The sequence below is a fragment of the Anabaena sp. CCY 9402-a genome (genome assembly GCF_963920945.1).
GTDB classification, from domain to species: Bacteria; Cyanobacteriota; Cyanobacteriia; order Cyanobacteriales; family Nostocaceae; genus Trichormus; species Trichormus minutissimus.
Genome location: NZ_CAWUDL010000035.1, coordinates 1 through 19,571, shown reverse-complemented (window position 1 = coordinate 19,571; position 19,571 = coordinate 1). Strand labels below are relative to the sequence as shown.

At 40.1% G+C, this 19,571-nt stretch carries 14 protein-coding genes; 8 read left to right on the top strand and 6 right to left on the bottom strand.

What is annotated here, in order from left to right; translation table 11 throughout:
- Positions 1-76 precede the first annotated feature (76 nt).
- Entirely contained in the window at positions 77-1,444 is a 1,368-nt protein-coding gene (locus tag ACM0OR_RS14555; protein WP_323268334.1) for an N-acetylmuramoyl-L-alanine amidase, read from the bottom strand.
- 205 nt (positions 1,445-1,649) lie between these two features.
- Here ACM0OR_RS14555 and dnaG point away from each other — a divergent pair, with 205 nt between their 5' ends.
- Entirely contained in the window at positions 1,650-3,611 is a 1,962-nt protein-coding gene (dnaG, locus tag ACM0OR_RS14550; protein ID WP_414576968.1) for a DNA primase, read from the top strand.
- A gap of 8 nt (positions 3,612-3,619) precedes the next feature.
- Here dnaG and ACM0OR_RS14545 read toward each other — a convergent pair whose 3' ends face one another.
- The gene (locus tag ACM0OR_RS14545) at positions 3,620-4,414 is read right to left on the bottom strand and encodes an Rpn family recombination-promoting nuclease/putative transposase (protein WP_414576967.1); all 795 of its coding nucleotides are present in this window, start codon (positions 4,412-4,414) and stop codon (positions 3,620-3,622) included.
- A gap of 458 nt (positions 4,415-4,872) precedes the next feature.
- Here ACM0OR_RS14545 and ACM0OR_RS14540 point away from each other — a divergent pair, with 458 nt between their 5' ends.
- Entirely contained in the window at positions 4,873-5,676 is an 804-nt protein-coding gene (locus ACM0OR_RS14540) for an SDR family NAD(P)-dependent oxidoreductase (protein WP_414576966.1), read from the top strand.
- Between the two features lie 258 nt (positions 5,677-5,934).
- Here the strand turns inward: ACM0OR_RS14540 and ACM0OR_RS14535 are convergent, their stop codons facing one another.
- Positions 5,935-6,357: a hypothetical protein gene (locus tag ACM0OR_RS14535; protein ID WP_414576964.1), complete on the bottom strand. Its 423-nt coding sequence runs from the start codon at positions 6,355-6,357 to the stop codon at positions 5,935-5,937.
- Positions 6,358-7,328: 971 nt separating this feature from the next.
- Positions 7,329-7,874: a PadR family transcriptional regulator gene (locus ACM0OR_RS14530; RefSeq protein WP_414576963.1), complete on the bottom strand. Its 546-nt coding sequence runs from the start codon at positions 7,872-7,874 to the stop codon at positions 7,329-7,331.
- 129 nt (positions 7,875-8,003) lie between these two features.
- Between ACM0OR_RS14530 and ACM0OR_RS14525 the strand changes: the two genes are divergently transcribed.
- From ACM0OR_RS14525 to argJ, 5 genes are all read left to right on the top strand, one after another.
- Complete coding sequence (locus ACM0OR_RS14525; RefSeq protein WP_414576961.1) at positions 8,004-9,197, top strand: ABC exporter membrane fusion protein; 1,194 nt, start codon at positions 8,004-8,006, stop codon at positions 9,195-9,197.
- Between the two features lie 13 nt (positions 9,198-9,210).
- On the top strand, positions 9,211-10,374 hold the full coding sequence (gene devC / locus ACM0OR_RS14520; RefSeq protein ID WP_414576959.1) for an ABC transporter permease DevC: 1,164 nt from the start codon (positions 9,211-9,213) through the stop codon (positions 10,372-10,374).
- A 29-nt stretch (positions 10,375-10,403) separates the two neighbouring features.
- A complete protein-coding gene (locus tag ACM0OR_RS14515) occupies positions 10,404-11,108 on the top strand; it encodes a DevA family ABC transporter ATP-binding protein (protein ID WP_414576957.1) in 705 nt (234 codons plus the stop codon).
- Between the two features lie 168 nt (positions 11,109-11,276).
- Positions 11,277-12,752, top strand: coding sequence for an Asp-tRNA(Asn)/Glu-tRNA(Gln) amidotransferase subunit GatB (gene gatB, locus ACM0OR_RS14510; protein WP_414576955.1), 1,476 nt, complete (start codon positions 11,277-11,279; stop codon positions 12,750-12,752).
- Between the two features lie 885 nt (positions 12,753-13,637).
- Positions 13,638-14,879: a bifunctional ornithine acetyltransferase/N-acetylglutamate synthase gene (gene argJ, locus ACM0OR_RS14505; RefSeq protein ID WP_414576953.1), complete on the top strand. Its 1,242-nt coding sequence runs from the start codon at positions 13,638-13,640 to the stop codon at positions 14,877-14,879.
- 193 nt (positions 14,880-15,072) lie between these two features.
- Here argJ and ACM0OR_RS14500 read toward each other — a convergent pair whose 3' ends face one another.
- Positions 15,073-16,695 carry a mechanosensitive ion channel family protein gene (locus ACM0OR_RS14500; protein WP_414576951.1) on the bottom strand — a complete coding sequence of 541 codons (1,623 nt, stop codon included), beginning with the start codon at positions 16,693-16,695 and terminating at the stop codon, positions 15,073-15,075.
- Between the two features lie 394 nt (positions 16,696-17,089).
- Here ACM0OR_RS14500 and ahcY point away from each other — a divergent pair, with 394 nt between their 5' ends.
- Positions 17,090-18,367, top strand: coding sequence for an adenosylhomocysteinase (gene ahcY / locus ACM0OR_RS14495; RefSeq protein ID WP_414576949.1), 1,278 nt, complete (start codon positions 17,090-17,092; stop codon positions 18,365-18,367).
- Positions 18,368-18,493: 126 nt separating this feature from the next.
- Here ahcY and ACM0OR_RS14490 read toward each other — a convergent pair.
- Positions 18,494-19,571 (bottom strand): Shedu immune nuclease family protein (locus tag ACM0OR_RS14490; protein ID WP_414576948.1); only part of this gene is annotated, 1,078 nt, incomplete at its 5' end.

The following is a 19,571-nucleotide window of genomic DNA, read 5'->3' as shown; positions in this document are numbered from 1 at the left end:
GTAGTGAGTAGTGAGTGCTTAGTAGTAAGTCATTAGTTATTATCCTTCACTCCTTTACTCACTCACTGCCCAATTTCTAAACTCTATTAGCATTCAGAAATCCAGCTGAATCATATAGGCGTTTGAGCATGGCGGTAATTTTTGTACCGTACTCTAAATCTGCTGACCAGCGTCCTGAGAGTTGTTCAATGAGTGGGGCTACGCCACGTGTAACAAAACGAAATCGAGGATCGACAACCTCATTCACTAGAGGTTCTAGGCTGGCGTAGGCTTTGAGATGTTGAATGTGCGCCCTGACTCCAATTCTGGCACTAGGAAAAGAGGCGGCTTCAGCACCACCACCAATAGATCCTAAACCCGCAAAGTTATTTTGCTCAGGTCTTAAGTCTCCGCCAAAGCGCAGAAATCCTGTTTCTAGGCACATCTGACAGAAGGCAATGTCATAATTAACTCCTTCTGAAGCTCCTTCTTCTCGATAGAGTTTTGGTATGTCAGGAAACTTATTGAGGGCATTTTCATTGTTGTTTCTTAAGAAGAGTTGCATCTCAACTTCTGAAGTGTTGCCATTCGCCATAATTCTGTCAAATTGACCAGGGCAAATCACCAAATTTGAGCGCAAAGTGACAGTACGAGTAGTTGCATCCCAACCAACAGCAATATTAAAATCGCGCAATTCTACAGCTTTGAGATACACCACTTTGCGATAGGTAATCCGATTGACATTGGGTGATTTTGACAAGTCAATTCGCAGCCGATCTACTAAATCAATGGGAATATAAGCATTACCATTGACTAAAACTCCTTGCTCTGCGTAGGTTTGCCCGTTAATGTTGATGTTGATTGGGGGATAATTGGGATCTGGGGGAGTGCCTGGGGTGGGGTCAATAACACGACTCCAAGATGCTAAACCATCGGCAATGCCCAAAGCGAAATCTCGGCGGCGATTTTGCAGCAAAGCCCGATCCTCTGGATTGCTGATAAACCCTACTTGTAGCAATAAAGAGGCGATCGCAATTTGCCGACAAAAGGCTAAACTCCCTAAACCACTCTCGGTATCTGGTTTTACACCTCGGTTTGGCAGTTGAGGAACACGGCGCAACAGTCCCACTAGCAGTAGTTCGCCGTTATTCTTGCGCTCATTATTACTGGCAATGTGAAAAACACTAGCTCCCCTTACAACCGGACTACTAGCAGCATCAGCATGGATTTCTAGAGCCACATCACCACGACGACCGCGAGAATTAATCCAGGCAATAGTACCCGCAGCACTGAGATCATCAGGAACAGATAACACTTCAAAACTCCGCGATCGCAGTTCTGTTACAATCAAATCGCGCAGCAAAATCATTTCCTTCGCTTCTGTAGTCCCGCCAGCGATCGAACCTGGATCTATCCCTCCCGCTTCTTGGCCTCCGTGGGCTGCTGAAATAAAGATACGCCCCATTTACCGTAATTCCTCTTAATAAAATTAAGCGTAAGCAATTCTATACAATATTCTTCATTTGGCAACAACAATATAATATCTATCAGATGTGATTAATCATTGATATTTTGCTATTTCTCCCAAGTTGGGGAAGAACGAGGGGAGCAGAGGGGCAGAGAAGAAAAATTCATGACTATTCACTAATGATTAATGACCATTAACTAATATGCAAATTCCGCGCTTACACCCAGACACAATTGAAGAAATTAAACATCGTGCTGATATTGTGGATGTTGTATCAGAATATGTGGTGTTACGCAAACGTGGTAAGGATTTCGTCGGTTTATGTCCTTTCCATGATGAGAAAAGTCCTAGTTTTACTGTCAGCCAAACTAAGCAAATGTATTATTGCTTTGGCTGTCAAGCTGGGGGTAATGCAATTAAATTTTTGATGGATTTGGGTAAGTACTCCTTTTCTGAGGTGGTGTTAGATTTAGCACGGCGTTACCAAGTGCCTGTCAAAACCCTCGAACCAGAACAACGCCAAGAGTTACAGCGTCAGATATCTTTGCGGGAACAGTTGTATGAGGTTCTGGCTTCAGCCGCACAGTTTTATCAACACGCCTTGCGTCAATCTCAAGGACAATCGGCACTCAAGTATTTACGCAGCGATCGCCTCTTCAATGAAGCTACAATCCAGCAGTTTGGCTTGGGTTATGCTCCTCCTGGTTGGGAAACTCTCCACCGCTATTTGGTAGAAGATAAGCACTATCCGGTGCAGTTGGTGGAAAAGGCAGGTTTGATTAAACCCCGGAAGGAAGGCGGCGGGTATTATGATGTATTTCGCGATCGCCTGATGATTCCGATTCGTGATGTGCAAGGACGAGTGATTGCCTTTGGTGGTAGAACTTTGAGTGACGAGCAACCAAAGTATTTAAATTCCCCAGAAACAGAATTATTTAATAAGGGGAGAACTTTATTCGCCTTAGATCAAGCCAAAGCTGGGATTTCCCAACTTGATCAAGCGGTGGTAGTGGAGGGATATTTTGATGCGATCGCTCTCCACGCTGCGGGTATTAATAATGCTGTGGCCTCCCTTGGTACAGCATTGAGTTTGGAACAAGTCAGGCTGATGTTACGCTACACCGACTCGAAACAATTGGTACTCAATTTTGATGCTGATAAGGCGGGAACAAATGCGGCGGAACGAGCTATTGGGGAAATAGCTGATTTAGCTTACAAGGGTGAAGTTCAGCTGAAAATTCTCAATATTCCCGATGGCAAAGATGCTGATGAGTATTTACGTTCCCATAACCCTGAAGATTATGAACAATTATTAGTCAATGCGCCTCTGTGGATAGATTGGCAGATTCAACAAATTATCAAAGACCGTAACTTAAAACAGGCTACAGATTTTCAACAAGTTACACAACAAATTGTGAAGCTACTTAAAAATATAGTTAACGGTGATACACGTAACTATTATGTTTCTCACTGTGCAGAAATCCTCAGCTTAGGTGATGTGAGGCTTATACCCTTAAGAGTTGAAAATCTGTTAACTCAAATCACTCCATCTACGGCTAAATATTCTCAGCCTGTAGCTATCAAAAGAACAGGGAATGGAGGAAAACTTTCTCTAGTCCCCATTACCCCTTATCCCCAGAGGGGGCCCCGAGTTCCCCAATCCCTAATTCCCAAAGACCGCAGCCTTCTAGAACAAGCAGAAGCTTTGTTACTAGGGATTTACTTGCATTGTGCTGAACAGCGTCAAGCTATCGTTGCAGCGTTAGAAGAGCGAGATTTAGAATTTAGCCTTTCTCACCATCGATTGTTGTGGCAAGAGATTTTAGAGTTAATGGGGGAACAGGTAGATTTAATCTCTAGTTTGCAAGACAGATATTTAGAATTATCTGAAGATATAGCAATCATCTCTCATCTGTTTCATCTCAACGAGAAAGGGAAGAAAGAGATCATGCGTACTCCTCAAGTTGTGCAAGCTGCGATCGCTTGTATGGAACGAGTGCTAAGAGAAAAGCGTTATCGCCACTTTTTGGAACTGTGGGAAGCAACAGATCCAGAAGCTGAACCAGAAAAATGGCAGTCTTATTATCAAGCTTTTTATACCGAAAAGCTAAAGCTACAAGAATTAGACCGTCAACGACAGTTTTCTATCACAGAATTGTTGTAATCAATTGATTATTTTTGCTGCTGTGATTGCTGGCTTTGAGCTACTTGTCTAACTTGTTCAATATCTAAGCCTAGTTGCTCTGCTATTTGCTCTACTGTTGCACCTAAACTGAGCATAAAGGGTACAGTCTCAAGTTTACCTTCTTGTTTGCCTTCTTGTTTGCCTTCTTGATAAACTTTAGTTTGTTTTAAATCGCTTAAACCTAACATTTGCTCAATCTCCTTTCTACTAACTTTCGGAAATTTATAGATAATTATCGTCTCTATTAATTGTATAATGTCCCGTTGGGTAATTTCATCTGTTATTTGTTGTCGAGCAAGGACTATTAACTCCCTGGCTTTCATCCCCGCAGTGGTTTCTGGTTCAATGACTAACTTGACTGTCTCTATACCAATCGACTGTTCATCTGTTGAGTCTAACTCATCAAGATAGACACGTTTTACTCGTTGCGATGTCAGTAATTCAATATGTCTTTCTGTTTCTCCTATATCAATACTTTTACTAGGATAAACAATTACTCCTTGCCAATTATTGAGCAATTCGGTTTTATCCAGATACAGGAAGATTTCTGTAAAGAACCGTGAATATATTTTTTTGTCTGGTTGGAATTGAACTTCAACAAAATAAATAGGTAATGTATTGTTGTTGGGGAGAAATACCCCATCAATACGAAATGCTAGTTGCTTGACTTCAACTGACGAAAATTGATAGATATTTGCTATTGTTGGGGACTGGTCGATAAGTTCAAAGAAAATACCGGGGAAACTTTGGAACAATCGGTAAAATATGCTGTCTGTTTTCACGAAAGTTTTACGAATATATTTTTTGCATATAGGTTGCATATTTCCAGGTTTAGGTACACTCTGTCAAGAGTGATAATTTTAAGTAATCTAGGGTATTTTTGAGCAAAATATGTAGATTTAGGTTTATTTTAAACCCACTAAAAGACGTGATAAATTGCGCCTATATATGAAAGTTTTGGGCTTATCTGAAATGTATTGTGCTATTATACGTCACTACAAAGCATGGTAAATCGCTATAAAAATATAACCTGGATCAAACAATCTAAGCTATTCAAATTTGCTCTGAGAAATTTTACAACTGGCATATCTTAATACAGAATTATGGCAATACTTTAAATATACTGTTGTAGGGTTTGATCTTATTTAAGAAATATCAATTGGTAAGTATATATCTTAAGTAAGAATTACTTAAACACTAAGTAGAAAATCTATTACTATTACTTGCAATAACATTACATATGAATAAACCACACGATCAGTCCTACAAGAAAACTGCTCTGATTACTGGTGCAGCTAGCGGCATTGGTTACGAACTAGCACGTATTTTTGCCCATGATAATTACAACCTTGTACTAGTAGATAGAAATCAGTTAAAACTCACAGAAATTGCTACTGAATTTCAAGAAAAATTTAATATTTCTCTCAAAATTATTAGTAAAGATTTATCTCGTTCAACCTCTCCTGAAGAAATTTTTACAGAGTTGCAGCAGGAGAGCATTAATGTTGATGTACTCGTCAATAATGTGGGATTTGGCACTTATGGATTGTTTAATGAAACAAGCCTTAATGATGAACTGGAAATGCTCCAGGTGAATTTAGTATGTCTTACCCATTTAACTAAATTATTTTTGAAAAGTATGGTCAAGCAAGGTGAGGGTAAAATATTAAATGTCGCGTCATCTGCTGCTTTTCAACCAGGCCCTTTAATGGCAGTTTATTTTGCGACTAAAGCCTATGTTTTATCTTTCTCCGAAGCACTTGCTAATGAATTAGAAGGTACAGGTGTGAGTGTGACAGTTATGTGTCCAGGAACAACGGAATCAGCTTTTCATGAAAGAACCGGAATGGCAGACTCGAAGCTGATCAAGAAAAAAAATATGATGGATGCTCAAACAGTAGCAGAGATTGGTTATCGTGGTTTAATGAAGGGTAAAACTATTGTTATTCCTGGGTTAGAGAATAAAATACTAGCCAAAATGGTAAGATTCATACCCAGAAACATAGTAACTAAAATAGTTAGAAAAATGCAGGAAAATAATTAGATGTATTGTTTTTCCTCAGCAGTTATTCCTTAAGTGTAAATGCCATTTATTGAAAATCAAGGGATGATAATTGATGCCTGGTTACTATTTTTAGGTCTAGTTGATAAGTTCAAGTGAGAAATAGGAAATTATTGTACAACTGAATCAGTTGTTGTGTTCGTATCTGATATATTTCCAGTTTTATGTATAAACTGTCGATAGTTCACCTATTAGCTATTTCCCAATTAAACTTATCGAAACCTATAGGACACTAATCAATTAAACTGGCTGCTCTCTTCGAGAATAAAGGTAATCACAATATATTGCCCAAATAGCACCAAATAAACCGCTTAAAGAACCTGCGATCGCAGATGTAAAACCCCATCCCACAGGGCCAGTCCAGTTAGTAATTTCTTTTAAAATTCCTGTAGTTGCTTTGCTCACTAGATAAGCTGTTCCCGTAGCACCAAATGTCACTAAACCCAATTCTGCCAAGATTTCTATTAGTCCCTTACTTGATAAGTCTTCTTCAAAGTAAATCTTCCAAATAGCAGTGTACATAAGGATATCGGAAGTAGTTAATATTAACTGTTTGGGAATTTCTCCACCTGGTGTAGGTGTAACTGAAGCCGTACCACTACCAATGGCGTAAGTGGTAATTGCTAACACAGTTTCTAATCTCTTTTTACCTAAATTATCCACAGTTTTATCTCCAGTAATACTCTACATTTAGTTATTCTAACTAGACTATAAGTAGTTGGCATGAACTACCTACACCAGAACATATAACAATAGGTATTGGGGTATCTACATCGATATTGTTGGAAGTAGTATTTCCAATCCAGATCCTCATGAAAAAAAATCACAACTAAAGATGAAATATGAATATACCCTGCTATCTTTTTTAAGCTAGTCCGGAGTGAATTGATACATCTATGTTTTTTGATATAACAACAATGACAATCTATAAACAGTATAAATAAAGTCCGCCAAAGCGGACTAACTACAAGGGCTAATTGCTACCTTTGTAATTAACAATTATGTCAGATAGCGTTTTGATTATCTCCTAGATAATTCATTTAATCAAGGCTAAAACATCAAAGTTTTAGACATAATAGTTGATATAAAAAAAGTCCGCTTGCGCGGACTACGGACATTGGATAAGGTTAGGTTATTACCAAGATGGCCTGCTATATTGCTAGAGGCTGATTTCATTCTTGATTAATATGTTGAATAAAGCAAGTGCTGAAGATTGATTCCTTAGACATAAAAACCTGAAATATGTCTGGAAATAATTATTTAAAAATTACTTTAACCCTGGGTATATTTTTCTGTATTTAGATTAATTCCGTATATTTCTAAGCTTACCACCTAACGAATAAAGTAGTTTAGATTACCTCATTATTGAGACATAAATAAGAGAATTATGTCTAGATAATTTTTATCATTTCTGGAGTAATTGGATAAAAATTAAATGGTGGTTCACGAGGACAGCCCTGGAAAAATTCCGGGGTTTTATTTATGTAGCGATTTCCAATCATATTTGAGACTGCGTAAACCCAATCTATTGGAGAAACTGGGTTTATGCAGTCTCACAATTTTTATAAATTAAGTTATAAATGCTATTTTTTTATTAAAAAATAGATGCTTAATCCACACTATCTAAATCTGCTTCAATCTGGGGGTAGATTTTTTAATAATTCAAGTGTTTCATCACACCAATCTATCCAACTTTGTTCATATCTCATACCTGCTTGTAAAACTAAATTTCTTAGTTTATCTTCCTTAATTAATACTTTTAATGAAGGACATTGTTCTTGCTCGATTTGTCGATATGTCGATAATTTGTCTATATGAACTCTCCGATGACGTTCTACATCTTCTATCAGCACACCAACTGGTACTAAACTACCAGCAAAAATCTTCACTAATATATCTTCTCTAATGACATCAGGTTCACTGGGTTTGTGCATCCATTCCACTAAATGCTGCTTCCCCTGTTCTGTGATTGAGTAAATTTTCTTGTCTAGGCGACCTTCACGGGGAATAATTTCGGACACAACCAAGCCTGTTGACTCCAGTTTCCCTAGTTCTCTGTAAATTTGTTGCTGGGAAGCTTGCCAAAAATAACCTACATATTCACTAAAGACCTTAGACAGATCATAACCACTGTGAGGAGCATCAATTAAACAGGTCAGAATTGCTTGCGATAAACCCATAGGGAAATACTTGACAGATATTTTCTTAAGTGTACACTAGAAAATGTACACAACAAGTTGAATAAACAAACTTTAATAATAAATGTTGTATACAGTAAATTTAATTGCTCCAACTCCGGCGGGGACTTTATGCAAAACCTTCATCCAGATAGAGTTAGGAATTTTAAGTATCCCAATAGAACTCTGATTGTGGGTGCTGTGGCTTTAGCTGTGGCTAGTGGTGCGAGTTCATGGTATTTTTTGTCCAGTGCGGGAAATTCTGGAGAAAAAGCTACTTCCATTGTCAGCCGTCCTGTAATGAAAGCAGTGACAGCTTTAGGTCGGATAGAACCCCAAGGGGAAGTGATACAAGTATCGGTTTCGCAGACCACTGGTAGTAATCGCGTAGCAGAACTTTTAGTAAAACAGGGCGATCGCATTCAGAAAGGTCAAATCATTGCTATTCTAGATAATCGGGATATTCGGCTGGCGGCTTTAAATAGAGCCAAACAACAGGTTAAAGTTGCCCAATCACAATTAGCACAGGTAAAAGCTGGGGCAAAACAGGGAGAACTTGCTGCTCAACAAGCCACAATATCTGAATTAGAAGCCAAACTGCGTCAAGAAGTAGTTGCTAGAGTCGCGACCGTCAAACGCTTAGAAGCCGAAGTTAGAAATGCTGAAATAGAATATCAGCGTTACCAATATCTGCAAAAAACAGGTGCTGTTTCTGCTTCTATGAGAGATAGCAAAAAATTAACCCTAGAAACAGCACAAGAGCGTTTACAGGAGGCTGTGGCTAACCGGACTCAAACATCAGAAACCCTCAAAGAAAGACTCAAACAAGCAAAAGCCACTTTAGAAAAGATTGCAGAGGTGCGTCCCACTGATGTGCAAGCCGCACAAGCAGAAGTAGAAAATGCCAAAGCCGCCGTACAAGAAGCTCAAGCTAACTTAGATTTAGCTTATGTTAAATCGCCTAAAGTCGGTCAAATCCTCAAAATTCAGACTTGGGGTGGGGAAGTAGTCAGCGACAAAGGGATTGTAGAAATCGGACAGACTAATCAAATGTATGTCGTTGCAGAAGTTTATGAAGTTGACATCAATCGCGTCAAAATCGGACAAAGTGCAACTATCACCCAACTTAACTTCCCAGGAAAACTAGAAGGGACAGTAGATGACATTGGCTTACTGATAGCCAAAAAAGACGTACTCAGCACCGACCCCGCAGCCGATATTGATTCACGAGTAGTAGAAGTTAAAATCCGCCTCACCCCAGAGTCGAGTCAAAAGGTAGAGGGTTTAACAAATTCTAAAGTTAGAGTTGCGATGACTGGGGAGTAGGGAGTAACTAATTATGTTTAAACGCAAAATTCCTTTAGCATGGTTGCAATTATCACGAGAAAAAGCACGGATGTTAGTAGCGATCGCTGGTATTGCCTTTGCAGATGTGCTAATGTTCTTGCAGCTTGGTATTCGTGAAGCTTTATTTGATGGTGCAGTACAACTTCACAACAGTTTGGAAGGTGAGATTGTATTAGTTAGTTCTCGCTATAAGGCTTTGATTTCCCTGGATCAATTCTCGCAACGGAGATTATATCAGGCATTAGGTTTTACAGGTGTGCAATCAGTTAGTCCTATATATTTAGATTCTGTTCCTTGGAAAAATCCCGATAATCAACAGACTTGGGCAATTTTCGCTATTGGGTTTAATCCAGAGGAAAAAGTAGTTAATTTACCGGGTGTACAGGAAAATTTAAACTTTCTAAGAGAACCAGAGACAGTTTTATTTGATCGTGGTTCTCGTCAAGAATTTGGTACGATTGTTTCTCAATTTGAAGGTGAAAAGCAAGTCACCACAGAATTAAACAATCGTCAAGTTAATGTTGTTGGTTTATTCAGATTAGGAACATCTTTTGGCATCAACGGCAATATCATTACTAGTGATGTCAATTTTCTGCGCTTATTTGCTAACAAAAGACGACAGCAAGGATTAATAGACTTTGGACTAATTAAGCTAGAACCTGGAGCAGATATAAATTGGGTAATTGCTAATTTGAAAGCCAACTTACCCACAGATGTCAAAGTTCTCTCCAAACAAGAGTTAATCGCTCAGGAAAAAAGCTTTTGGAACACTAGCACCCCTGTAGGATTCACTTTTACTTTAGGAGCGATTATTGGTTTTATAGTTGGTGCAGTGATTGTTTATCAAATTCTTTATAGCGATGTTTCTGATCACTTACCAGAATATGCAACACTCAAAGCCATCGGTTTCAAAAATAGATATTTACTAGTCATTGTCTTTCAAGAAGCCTTAATTTTAGCAGCCATCGGCTTTATTCCGGGAATTGCGATTTCTCAAGGGTTATATATGATTACGCGTCAAGCAACATTACTACCCATCATGATGACTTTAGATAGAGCCATATTTATATTTATTCTCACAACTTTGATGTGTACCATTTCAGCATCTATAGCCATGCGAAAATTACAAGCGGCTGACCCTGCTGACATTTTTTAGTTGCTTGTTATTTGGAATTAGGAATTATTATGTCATCTGCGATCGCTATTTCTCATCTCAATCACTATTACGGTGAAGGTTCGCTCAAAAAGCAGATTCTTTTTGATATCAATCTAGAAATAAAACCGGGAGAAATTGTCATCATGACCGGCCCTTCTGGTTCAGGTAAAACGACTTTACTGACACTGATTGGTAGTTTGCGTTCTGTACAATCAGGTAGCCTAAAAATCTTAGACAAAGAACTTCGGGGCGCAAGTAAAAATGACATGGTACAAGTGCGCCGCAATATTGGCTATATATTTCAATCGCATAACTTATTGGGTTTTCTCACAGCCCAACAAAATGTCCAAATACCGTTTGAAATGAACAATAGTGTTTCTTTTCAGGAAGCACAAACCAAAGCCGCCGCTATGTTAACCACAGTTGGCTTAGGAGAAAGACTAGATTATTATCCTGATGGACTCTCCGGCGGACAAAAACAAAGAGTTGCTATCGCACGGGCTTTAGTGCATCATCCTCAACTAGTATTAGCCGATGAACCTACAGCTGCGTTAGATAGTAAATCAGGAAGAGATGTAGTCAATTTAATGCAGCAATTAGCCAAAGAACAAGGCTGTACAATTTTGTTAGTCACTCACGATAACCGGATTTTAGATATTGCCGATCGCATCATTCACATGGAAGATGGTTATTTAGCAGGATTTACAAGTATGAGAACAGAAAATTATCATTAGCAAAAGTTTTTCTTTATCTTCCCCAATCCTCAGTTATTTAATTTTGAATTTTGACCCTTCACTTCGTTTGAGGGCATGATGAGTGAATTTTGAATTGATTTGTCCCCAATCCCTACGCTCTCAGAGTTAAAATAAGAATCTACGTGAATTTCTTGAATTTGTAATATTATGACTGTTGCTACGAGTGTAAAAACTGAGTATGAAGCGATTATTGGTTTAGAAACCCACTGTCAGCTAAGTACAAATACTAAGATTTTCTCTAATAGCTCTACAGCGTTTGGTGCTGACCCTAATACCAATATTGACCCAGTATGTATGGGTTTACCAGGCGTTTTACCTGTACTTAACCAAAAAGTTTTAGAATATGCGGTTAAAACAGGGCTAGCTTTAAATTGCCAAATCGCTAAATATAGCAAATTTGACCGTAAACAGTATTTTTATCCTGATTTACCCAAAAATTATCAAATTTCTCAATATGACCTGCCCATTGCGGAACATGGTTGGTTAGAAATTGAATTAGTAGATGCAGAGGGAAACCCCACGCGCAAACGAATTGGGGTGACGCGGTTGCACATGGAGGAAGACGCAGGTAAATTAGTACACGCAGGTAGCGATCGCCTTTCTGGTTCTACCTATTCTTTGGTAGACTACAATCGCGCAGGTGTGCCATTGGTAGAAATTGTTTCTGAACCAGATATCCGTTCAGGACAAGAAGCCGCCGAGTATGCCCAAGAATTACGCCGGATTGTGCGCTATCTCGGTGTCAGCGATGGCAATATGCAAGAAGGTTCTCTACGCTGTGATGTGAACATTTCAGTGCGTCCCGTAGGACGAAAAGAATTTGGTACGAAGGTAGAAATTAAAAATATGAACTCCTTCAACGCCATTCAACGGGCAATTGAGTACGAAATTGAACGTCAAATTGCCGCCGTGGAAGCCGGGGAACGCATCATCCAAGAAACCCGCCTCTGGGAAGAAGGTTCACAACGCACCATCAGTATGCGGGTTAAGGAAGGTTCTAGCGATTATCGCTACTTCCCTGAACCAGACTTAGCACCAATTGAGGTATCAGAAGCACAATTAACTCAATGGCGCAGTGAAATACCCGAACTCCCAGCCCAAAAACGCCACCATTACGAGACTGAGTTGGGGCTTTCTGTTTACGATGCGCGAGTCTTGACAGAGGAAGTTTCTGTAGTTGCATATTTTGAAGCCGCCATCGCCGCCGGTGCAAATCCCAAAACAGCCGCTAACTGGATTACTCAAGATATTGCCGCCTACCTCAACAAGCAAAAACTCAGCATCACTGAAATTGCTTTGACTCCCGCTAACTTGGCTGAGGTAATTAAGCTGATTGAAAGCGGCAAAATCAGTAACGCCCAAGCCAAACAAAAGTTACCAGACTTGCTAACAGGTTTATCTCCCGAAAAAGCCTTTGCAGGTCAAGAACTCATCACAGATTCTAGTGTACTAGAACCCATCGTTGAAGAAGTCATCGCCGCCAACCCCAAAGAACTAGAAAAATATCGTAGCGGTAACATTAACCTCAAGGGCTTCTTCGTCGGTCAAGTCCTGAAAAAGACCAACAAACGGGCTGACCCCAAACTAACAAACGAATTGGTAGAAAAGAAACTAAATGGCTAATCTCAGTATTTTCTCAGTCATTTCTTCACAATATTTTTACCAAAACTACAGAAAAGCCAGTGTTAGCTCTGACACTTGAAAAGCTATTCTGTTTGTATTAGATACACCTTGATGATCTGGAGAGTTACCCAAGTGACTCTCCTTGTTTCTTAACCCAGGGTTTCTTGACTTTTCACATTATGTGGAAAAGCTAACGCGAAACCTAACCCCCTAACCCCCTTCCCTACCAGGGAAGGGGGAAAAGTTAAAGCCTCTACGCCACTTGCTTCTCTTCTCTACGAGAGGCTGCGCCAACGAGACGCTTCGCGAACAAGTCGGGAAACCCGCCCAACGCAGTGGCTTCTCCTTGTAGGGGAGAGGTACTCTACGAGAAGAGCTTCGCTCTATGGCGAGGGGTTTTCCAGATCCCGTGAAAAGTCAGAAGGTTTCCTGTAGTTAATGACATAACAGGTTTTTGCAAACATTATAGACCAGTAAACCAAACTGAATAATTGAATACCTTTGTTGATTAGGGTGTCACCTCTACTGTGATGAGAATGATACAAGAACTCTTGAATGATATTGCGTCAATAGTAATTAAAGCTACCATCAATAATTTTGATGGTCATGATTTCCGTATCCTCAGTGAAATTTCTTAATATTATTTATACAAATAATAAATAATGGGTGTTACACCTCAGTGCAGAAGTGGTATACTGTGCTAAGTAGATGCACCCTGATGATCTGGAGAGCTGCCCAAGTAGCTCTCCTTTTTTGATAGAAAAGTGTGAATAGCACTCCTCACTCAGCACTCAGCACCGGCTAAACGCCGCGCTACCGCTAACAGCACTCTTTAATTGGTATAATCGCCAGTCAAGCTGCTAATTAGTTGTAAGGGTGGGAAAAATGGCAGACTGGCAGGAAATTACTGGTGGAGTTACAGCACCGAAAGGATATAGGGCGGCAGGTATCACCGCAGGGTTGAAACCTTCGGGGTTGCCTGATTTAGCTTTGATAGTATCAGATGTAGAAGCGATCGCAGCTGGTGTATTCACCACCAGCCAAGTTAGAGCCGCCTGTGTAGATTATTGTCGCCAACACTTGCAAAGTAAAGCTATTGCGCGCGCTATTCTCTGCAATGCGGGACAAGCCAACGCCGCGACAGGTAGCCAAGGTGTGCTTGATGCCCAAGAAAGTGCGGAGTTATTAGCCAAAGAGTTAAATATTACCCCCGAATTGATTCTTTTGGCTTCTACTGGGGTAATTGGTCAGCGTATGAAAATGGATGCCTTACGGGGTGGGATTCCCAAATTAGTAGCAGCACTATCTGAAACTGGTTCAGATACAGCAGCCGGAGCAATTATTACTACAGATTTAGTCCCTAAATCTATTGCCCTAGAAACAACTATCGGTGAGCGTTCAGTCCGTATTGGTGGCATTGCTAAAGGTTCTGGTATGATCCATCCCAACATGGCCACTATGCTAGCCTTTGTCACCTGTGACGCAGCCGTTTCGCCTCACTTGTGGCAAGAAATGTTAAGTAGGGCGGCTGATAGAAGCTTCAATTCCATTACTGTAGATGGTGACACCAGCACTAACGATAGCTTAATTGCCTTAGCCAATGGTGAATCCCGCACCCCAGCGATTACTGAGATGGGTGCAGAAGCCGAAAAATTAGAGGCCATGCTAACAGCAGTATGCCAGCATTTAGCTAAAGCGATCGCCCGTGATGGTGAAGGTGCAACCTGTCTTGTAGAGGTGCAAGTCACAGGCGCACATGACGAACTCTCAGCCAGACAAATCGCCAAAACCATTGCCGGTTCATCCTTAGTTAAATCTGCAATCTTTGGTCGTGACCCCAACTGGGGACGCATCGCCGCCGCCGCCGGACGTGCAGATGTACCCTTTGAGCAAGAAAATCTGCAAATTAAATTAGGAGATTTTCTCCTGTTTGAAAATGGTCAACCCCAACCCTTTGACCGCGCCGCCGCCAGCGCATACTTAAAACAAGCCGCCGCCGGTGCATATCTCAAAGAGGATACAGTGTTAATTTCTGTCAGTGTAGGGAATGGTCACGGTAGTGGTAAAGCTTGGGGTTGTGACTTAAGTTACGACTACGTAAAAATCAACGCTGAGTACACAACTTAAATTTTACCTAATATTTATTCAGAAATCTTTGGATTTGGCTAGCGATCGCTAGCCAAATTTTTATACATTAACCTGAGTTCGTGGTTAAGCAGATGGAGGAAAACGATAAAACTGATACCCGCACATTTTCCGAAACAATTGTCTTATCCCGCACTCAGGTTAATTAACTAACTTAGTCAAATTCTCTTTCTTATCACCTGTCACTTATCACCTGTGTTGCATGAGAATCGAGCAACCGAAGATCGTTAACCCAGATTGCTTGTTGTGGTACAGGAATCTGGACTCCGGCTCGGTCAAAGGCAATTTTCAGACGGCGGCGATATTCTCGTGCGACATCCCATTGCTTGAGGGGTTGGGTTTTAATCCATACCCGAATCATTAAACCGCGATCGCCAAAATTATCTATACCTAATACTTGAGGTGTTTCGACAATTTGGCGTTTCCATTGTATGTCTTGATCCATCTCCAAAGCTACGTCTTTAATTAGCTGCAAAGCTTGATCAATATCAGTGTTGTAGTCCACGGGAATTGTTAAATCTGCTCTTGACCAACGGCTAGAAAGATTAGCGACCACTTTAATTTCACTGTTGGGAATAGTGATCAAGCGTCCTTCTGCATCGCGCAGTTGAGTCATCCGCAAATTGAGATTTTCTACTAAGCCGCCGAAATCTCCGACAGCAATCACATCGCCTAGAGCATATTGGTCTTCGATAATAATCAAAAAGCCGTTAATCGCATCTTTAATTAAGCTTTGGGAAGCCAAGGACAACGCCACACCCACTAAACCAGCACCTGCTAGCAAGGGAACAATATCTATCCCAAAGAAAATCAACCCCATTAAGATGCCAACCCCTACCCAGATAATGGTGACAATACTTTTAGTCACCCCAGAAAATGTAGAAACTCGTAGTTGTATACGTTCAGAAGTTTCTGAGTTGAGTAAAGCACCACTGCTAATCAAGGTAGAAGTGAAGCGGTCAATCAGGGCATAACTTAAACGGATCACGACATAAGTTCCCAGTAACACGACACCCAACTTCAGAGGAATTTGAGCGGCGGTGACAATCCCCACTTGTAGTATGCGTGTATAGGGAAATAAACCCAAAATTGTAAAACTTCCACCGCCCCAAATCCCAGCTTGAGTGAATTGAAACAGGCGTTTTTTGACTTCTTGAAAATGCTGGTGCTGCTGTTGATTTAGTTGAGTTGTGATATTCTGAGCGTTGCGTGCAGTTCGCGGAAGTGTAGTTACGGGATCTTTTTTGGCACGTCGCTGCCAGCAATACACCCCCCAACTAGCTACAATAATTGCTAACCCGATACCACCAGCAATTTTACCCTGATTGATCAGAAATTGAGGTCGTCGCTCTCGTTTAGCCCGTTCTAAGCCTGTTCTTAAATCTTCAGCAATTTGATCTGCCAAGATTGAGGTATCTAGCTGTTGCAGTCTCGCATCTGCGGTAGTCACGGTCATCAAGTATTTACCATTGACTTCAATTATTGGTAATCCGTTGACTATTCGAGTATTGACCTCAATTTTTTGTGCATCTGCTTGAAAGAATATTTGGCTGATATCAGCCAAATTACTCTGGATATTCTGCGAACGGGCAGAAAAATTGTTCTTTGTTGCTGCTATCTGGAACAAACGGCGACCATCTAAATATACCCAGTCTGAAACAGTTCTGTTACTAGTATCATTGCCTGGACTGCTCGCAGCTGGTAGTTGAGGTAAAAGAGGAATCTGGGCTGTAGCTTTTGGTACAGATACAACAGCGACAACCATTGAACCTGCGATCGCCAAAAATTTCACGCGCACTCAAACACCTCCTAAATTCTAATTAATTCCCTAGTATCCTCTACGATTAAATTCGGTAATTGTACCTATCAAAAGTTGAATTTTTGAGTTTCAGTGTGGTTTTGCATGGTGAAATTATTTTGAGTTACTTGTCTTTAGATAGTTGACAATCGACTTCATCTATCGCGAGTAATAGTTTAGAGAAATCTTTGTAATACTTTTACCAAAAATAAACTTAAAAGAAAAAAGCCAACGATGCAGTTAACATGAAGCTTATCAACCTTCAGGCTAGTTCACGGAAGCTTTGACTAGCTGTTTGGTAATTACAGCCAAATTTCTTGAGTCGTGGCATACTCTAGAGGAGTGCGTGTAAAATTACGTAGCTCTTGTTACTTTTTTTTGAGGAAACTGTTTAATGACCGCAACATCTCCCCGATTAAAGCACGAGGTTAAAGACCTCGGCCTCGCTCCCTTGGGAAGACAGCGTATTGAATGGGCTGGACGCGAAATGCCAGTTTTACGGCAAATCCGCGATCGCTTCGCCATTGAAAAACCCTTTGCTGGGTTACGCTTGGTAGCTTGCGCCCACATTACCACAGAAACAGCACATCTAGCGATCGCGCTCAAAGCTGGTGGTGCAGACGCGCTGTTAATTGCGAGTAATCCTTTATCAACTCAAGACGACGTAGCCGCTAGCCTCGTCTTAGACCACGAAATTCCCGTTTTTGCTCAAAAAGGTGAAGATAACGCCACCTATAATCGCCACGTCCAAATTGCTTTAGATCATCGCCCCAATATCATCATTGATGATGGTAGTGACGTGGTTGCAACTTTGGTACAAGAACGCCAAAATCAAATCAGCGATTTGATTGGTACAACCGAAGAAACCACCACAGGTATTGTGCGTTTACGCGCCATGTTCAAAGATGGCGTTCTGACTTTCCCCGCAGTCAACGTTAACGACGCTGACACCAAGCACTTCTTTGATAACCGCTACGGTACTGGTCAATCTACCTTAGACGGGATTATCCGCGCTACAAATATTTTGTTAGCTGGTAAGAACGTTGTTGTTGTTGGTTACGGCTGGTGTGGTAAGGGTACAGCCCTCCGCGCTCGTGGAATGGGCGCAAACGTCACCGTGACCGAAATCGACCCCATCAAGGCAATTGAAGCCGTTATGGATGGTTTCCGCGTCCTACCAATGGCGGAAGCTGCATCTATTGGTGATATCTTTATTACTGTGACTGGTAACAAGCACGTTGTTCGGGGTGAACACTTCGATGTGATGAAAGACGGTGCGATCGTTTGTAACTCCGGTCACTTTGATTTGGAACTAGATTTGAAATACTTGGCTGCTAATGCTAAGGAAATCAAGGAAGTCCGTCCTTTCACCGAAGAGTATAAGTTGACAAACGGTAAATCAGTTGTCGTTCTCGGACAAGGACGTTTGATTAACTTGGCTGCTGCTGAAGGACACCCAAGCGCAGTTATGGATATGAGTTTTGCTAACCAAGCTTTAGCTTGTGAATACCTGGTGAAGAATAAGGGTAAGTTAGAGCCTGGTTTGCACTCTATTCCTGTTGAAGTTGATCAAGAAATTGCTCGTTTGAAGTTGCAAGCTATGGGTATTTTCATTGATAGTTTGACAGCAGATCAAATTGAGTATATCAATTCTTGGCAGTCTGGTACTTGATATTTTGATTAGTTGATTTTTTTGGGGATGGGCTTTTGGGCTTATCCCTTTTTTTCGCGCAAAGACGCAAAGGCGCAAAGGAAGAATAGGTATAATTAAGATGGAAAGTGAAAGGAATTAGCTAAATTATTTACCTTCTAAAAGATTAACTAAAGTATCTAATTTTTCAAAAACTTCATCGTAAGTAACAATCTGTACACCTTGAGAGTTAGACCGAGAAAGTTCAAAAGTTCGCTTTTTATCACTATTACATAATTCTTGCTTTGCATTACCAGCAATTAGAATGCACTGGGGGCTAAAAACATCAAATTTTTCTTGAGAATGCTGAACAAGATTATTATAATCTTGGATTAAAGAATTTCGACTTGTTAATAATTGATTTATAGCACCTGATATTTCACTAGAACTTGCATAGACTTCAGACCTATATTCGCTCCCAGCAAGAAGTTTTGTCGTAGGTGTTTTAATTTCTATCAATGCTGTGTTTCGTGTTAGTTTATTAACCATAATAAAGTCAATGACTTTACCACCACTATTATGTATTCCTTTTCCACCTACATAAGCTTTAGAACCAAAAATAGTGACTGGTATAGAAAAAATTTGTCCAAGCATAAGTGAGTTTTCTTCAAAAAATTTATGCCAAAATTCTTCGGATGAATTACTTTGATTATCTTTCCATATTTCAGGAATATTTTTCAGATTATCTACTGCTACTATTCTATTAAGTAGCTTTTGAACTTCAATATCTCGTTCATTTCCAGATTTATTTTCTATAATATCTACAATAAGTTTTGACATCTCTCTTGATGTTATCAATAGTTCCAAAATTCTATTAAATTCATCTGGAGAATCAACTTTTTTGTTTAATTTATTTGTTAAATTACTTATATTTCCAGATGGATTTATTCGATCTCTACGTATCTCTAGTGCTTCCCAAGTAAGATCAGTATTTTCTATAAATACTTGCCTAAATACACTTTTAGTATTACTTTTACGATGTACTTCAAATTTTTTTGATATATTAGTTGCGGCCTTATTTACACTATCAGATATATGGTTTATTACAGGAATAAAGCATTTACAATTCCTATCTAACTCATTACTATTTTTATTTAGTCTTAAATTATCCAGTAAAAGTAATTCTATACATTTAGGACTTACGCATTGACAGAATAACAAAATAGTGAATTGATGAATATAGGTC

Bases quoted from the DNA above. Each gene is read 5' to 3' on its own strand.
- ahcY (WP_414576949.1), top strand. From the start codon at position 17,090: ATGACCGCAACATCTCCCCGATTAAAGCACGAGGTTAAAGACCTCGGC.
- devC (WP_414576959.1), top strand. From the start codon at position 9,211: ATGTTTAAACGCAAAATTCCTTTAGCATGGTTGCAATTATCACGAGAA.
- ACM0OR_RS14515 (WP_414576957.1), top strand. From the start codon at position 10,404: ATGTCATCTGCGATCGCTATTTCTCATCTCAATCACTATTACGGTGAA.
- ACM0OR_RS14555 (WP_323268334.1), bottom strand. From the start codon at position 1,444: ATGGGGCGTATCTTTATTTCAGCAGCCCACGGAGGCCAAGAAGCGGGA.
- argJ (WP_414576953.1), top strand. From the start codon at position 13,638: ATGGCAGACTGGCAGGAAATTACTGGTGGAGTTACAGCACCGAAAGGA.
- ACM0OR_RS14525 (WP_414576961.1), top strand. From the start codon at position 8,004: ATGCAAAACCTTCATCCAGATAGAGTTAGGAATTTTAAGTATCCCAAT.
- gatB (WP_414576955.1), top strand. From the start codon at position 11,277: ATGACTGTTGCTACGAGTGTAAAAACTGAGTATGAAGCGATTATTGGT.
- ACM0OR_RS14530 (WP_414576963.1), bottom strand. From the start codon at position 7,874: ATGGGTTTATCGCAAGCAATTCTGACCTGTTTAATTGATGCTCCTCAC.
- ACM0OR_RS14540 (WP_414576966.1), top strand. From the start codon at position 4,873: ATGAATAAACCACACGATCAGTCCTACAAGAAAACTGCTCTGATTACT.
- dnaG (WP_414576968.1), top strand. From the start codon at position 1,650: ATGCAAATTCCGCGCTTACACCCAGACACAATTGAAGAAATTAAACAT.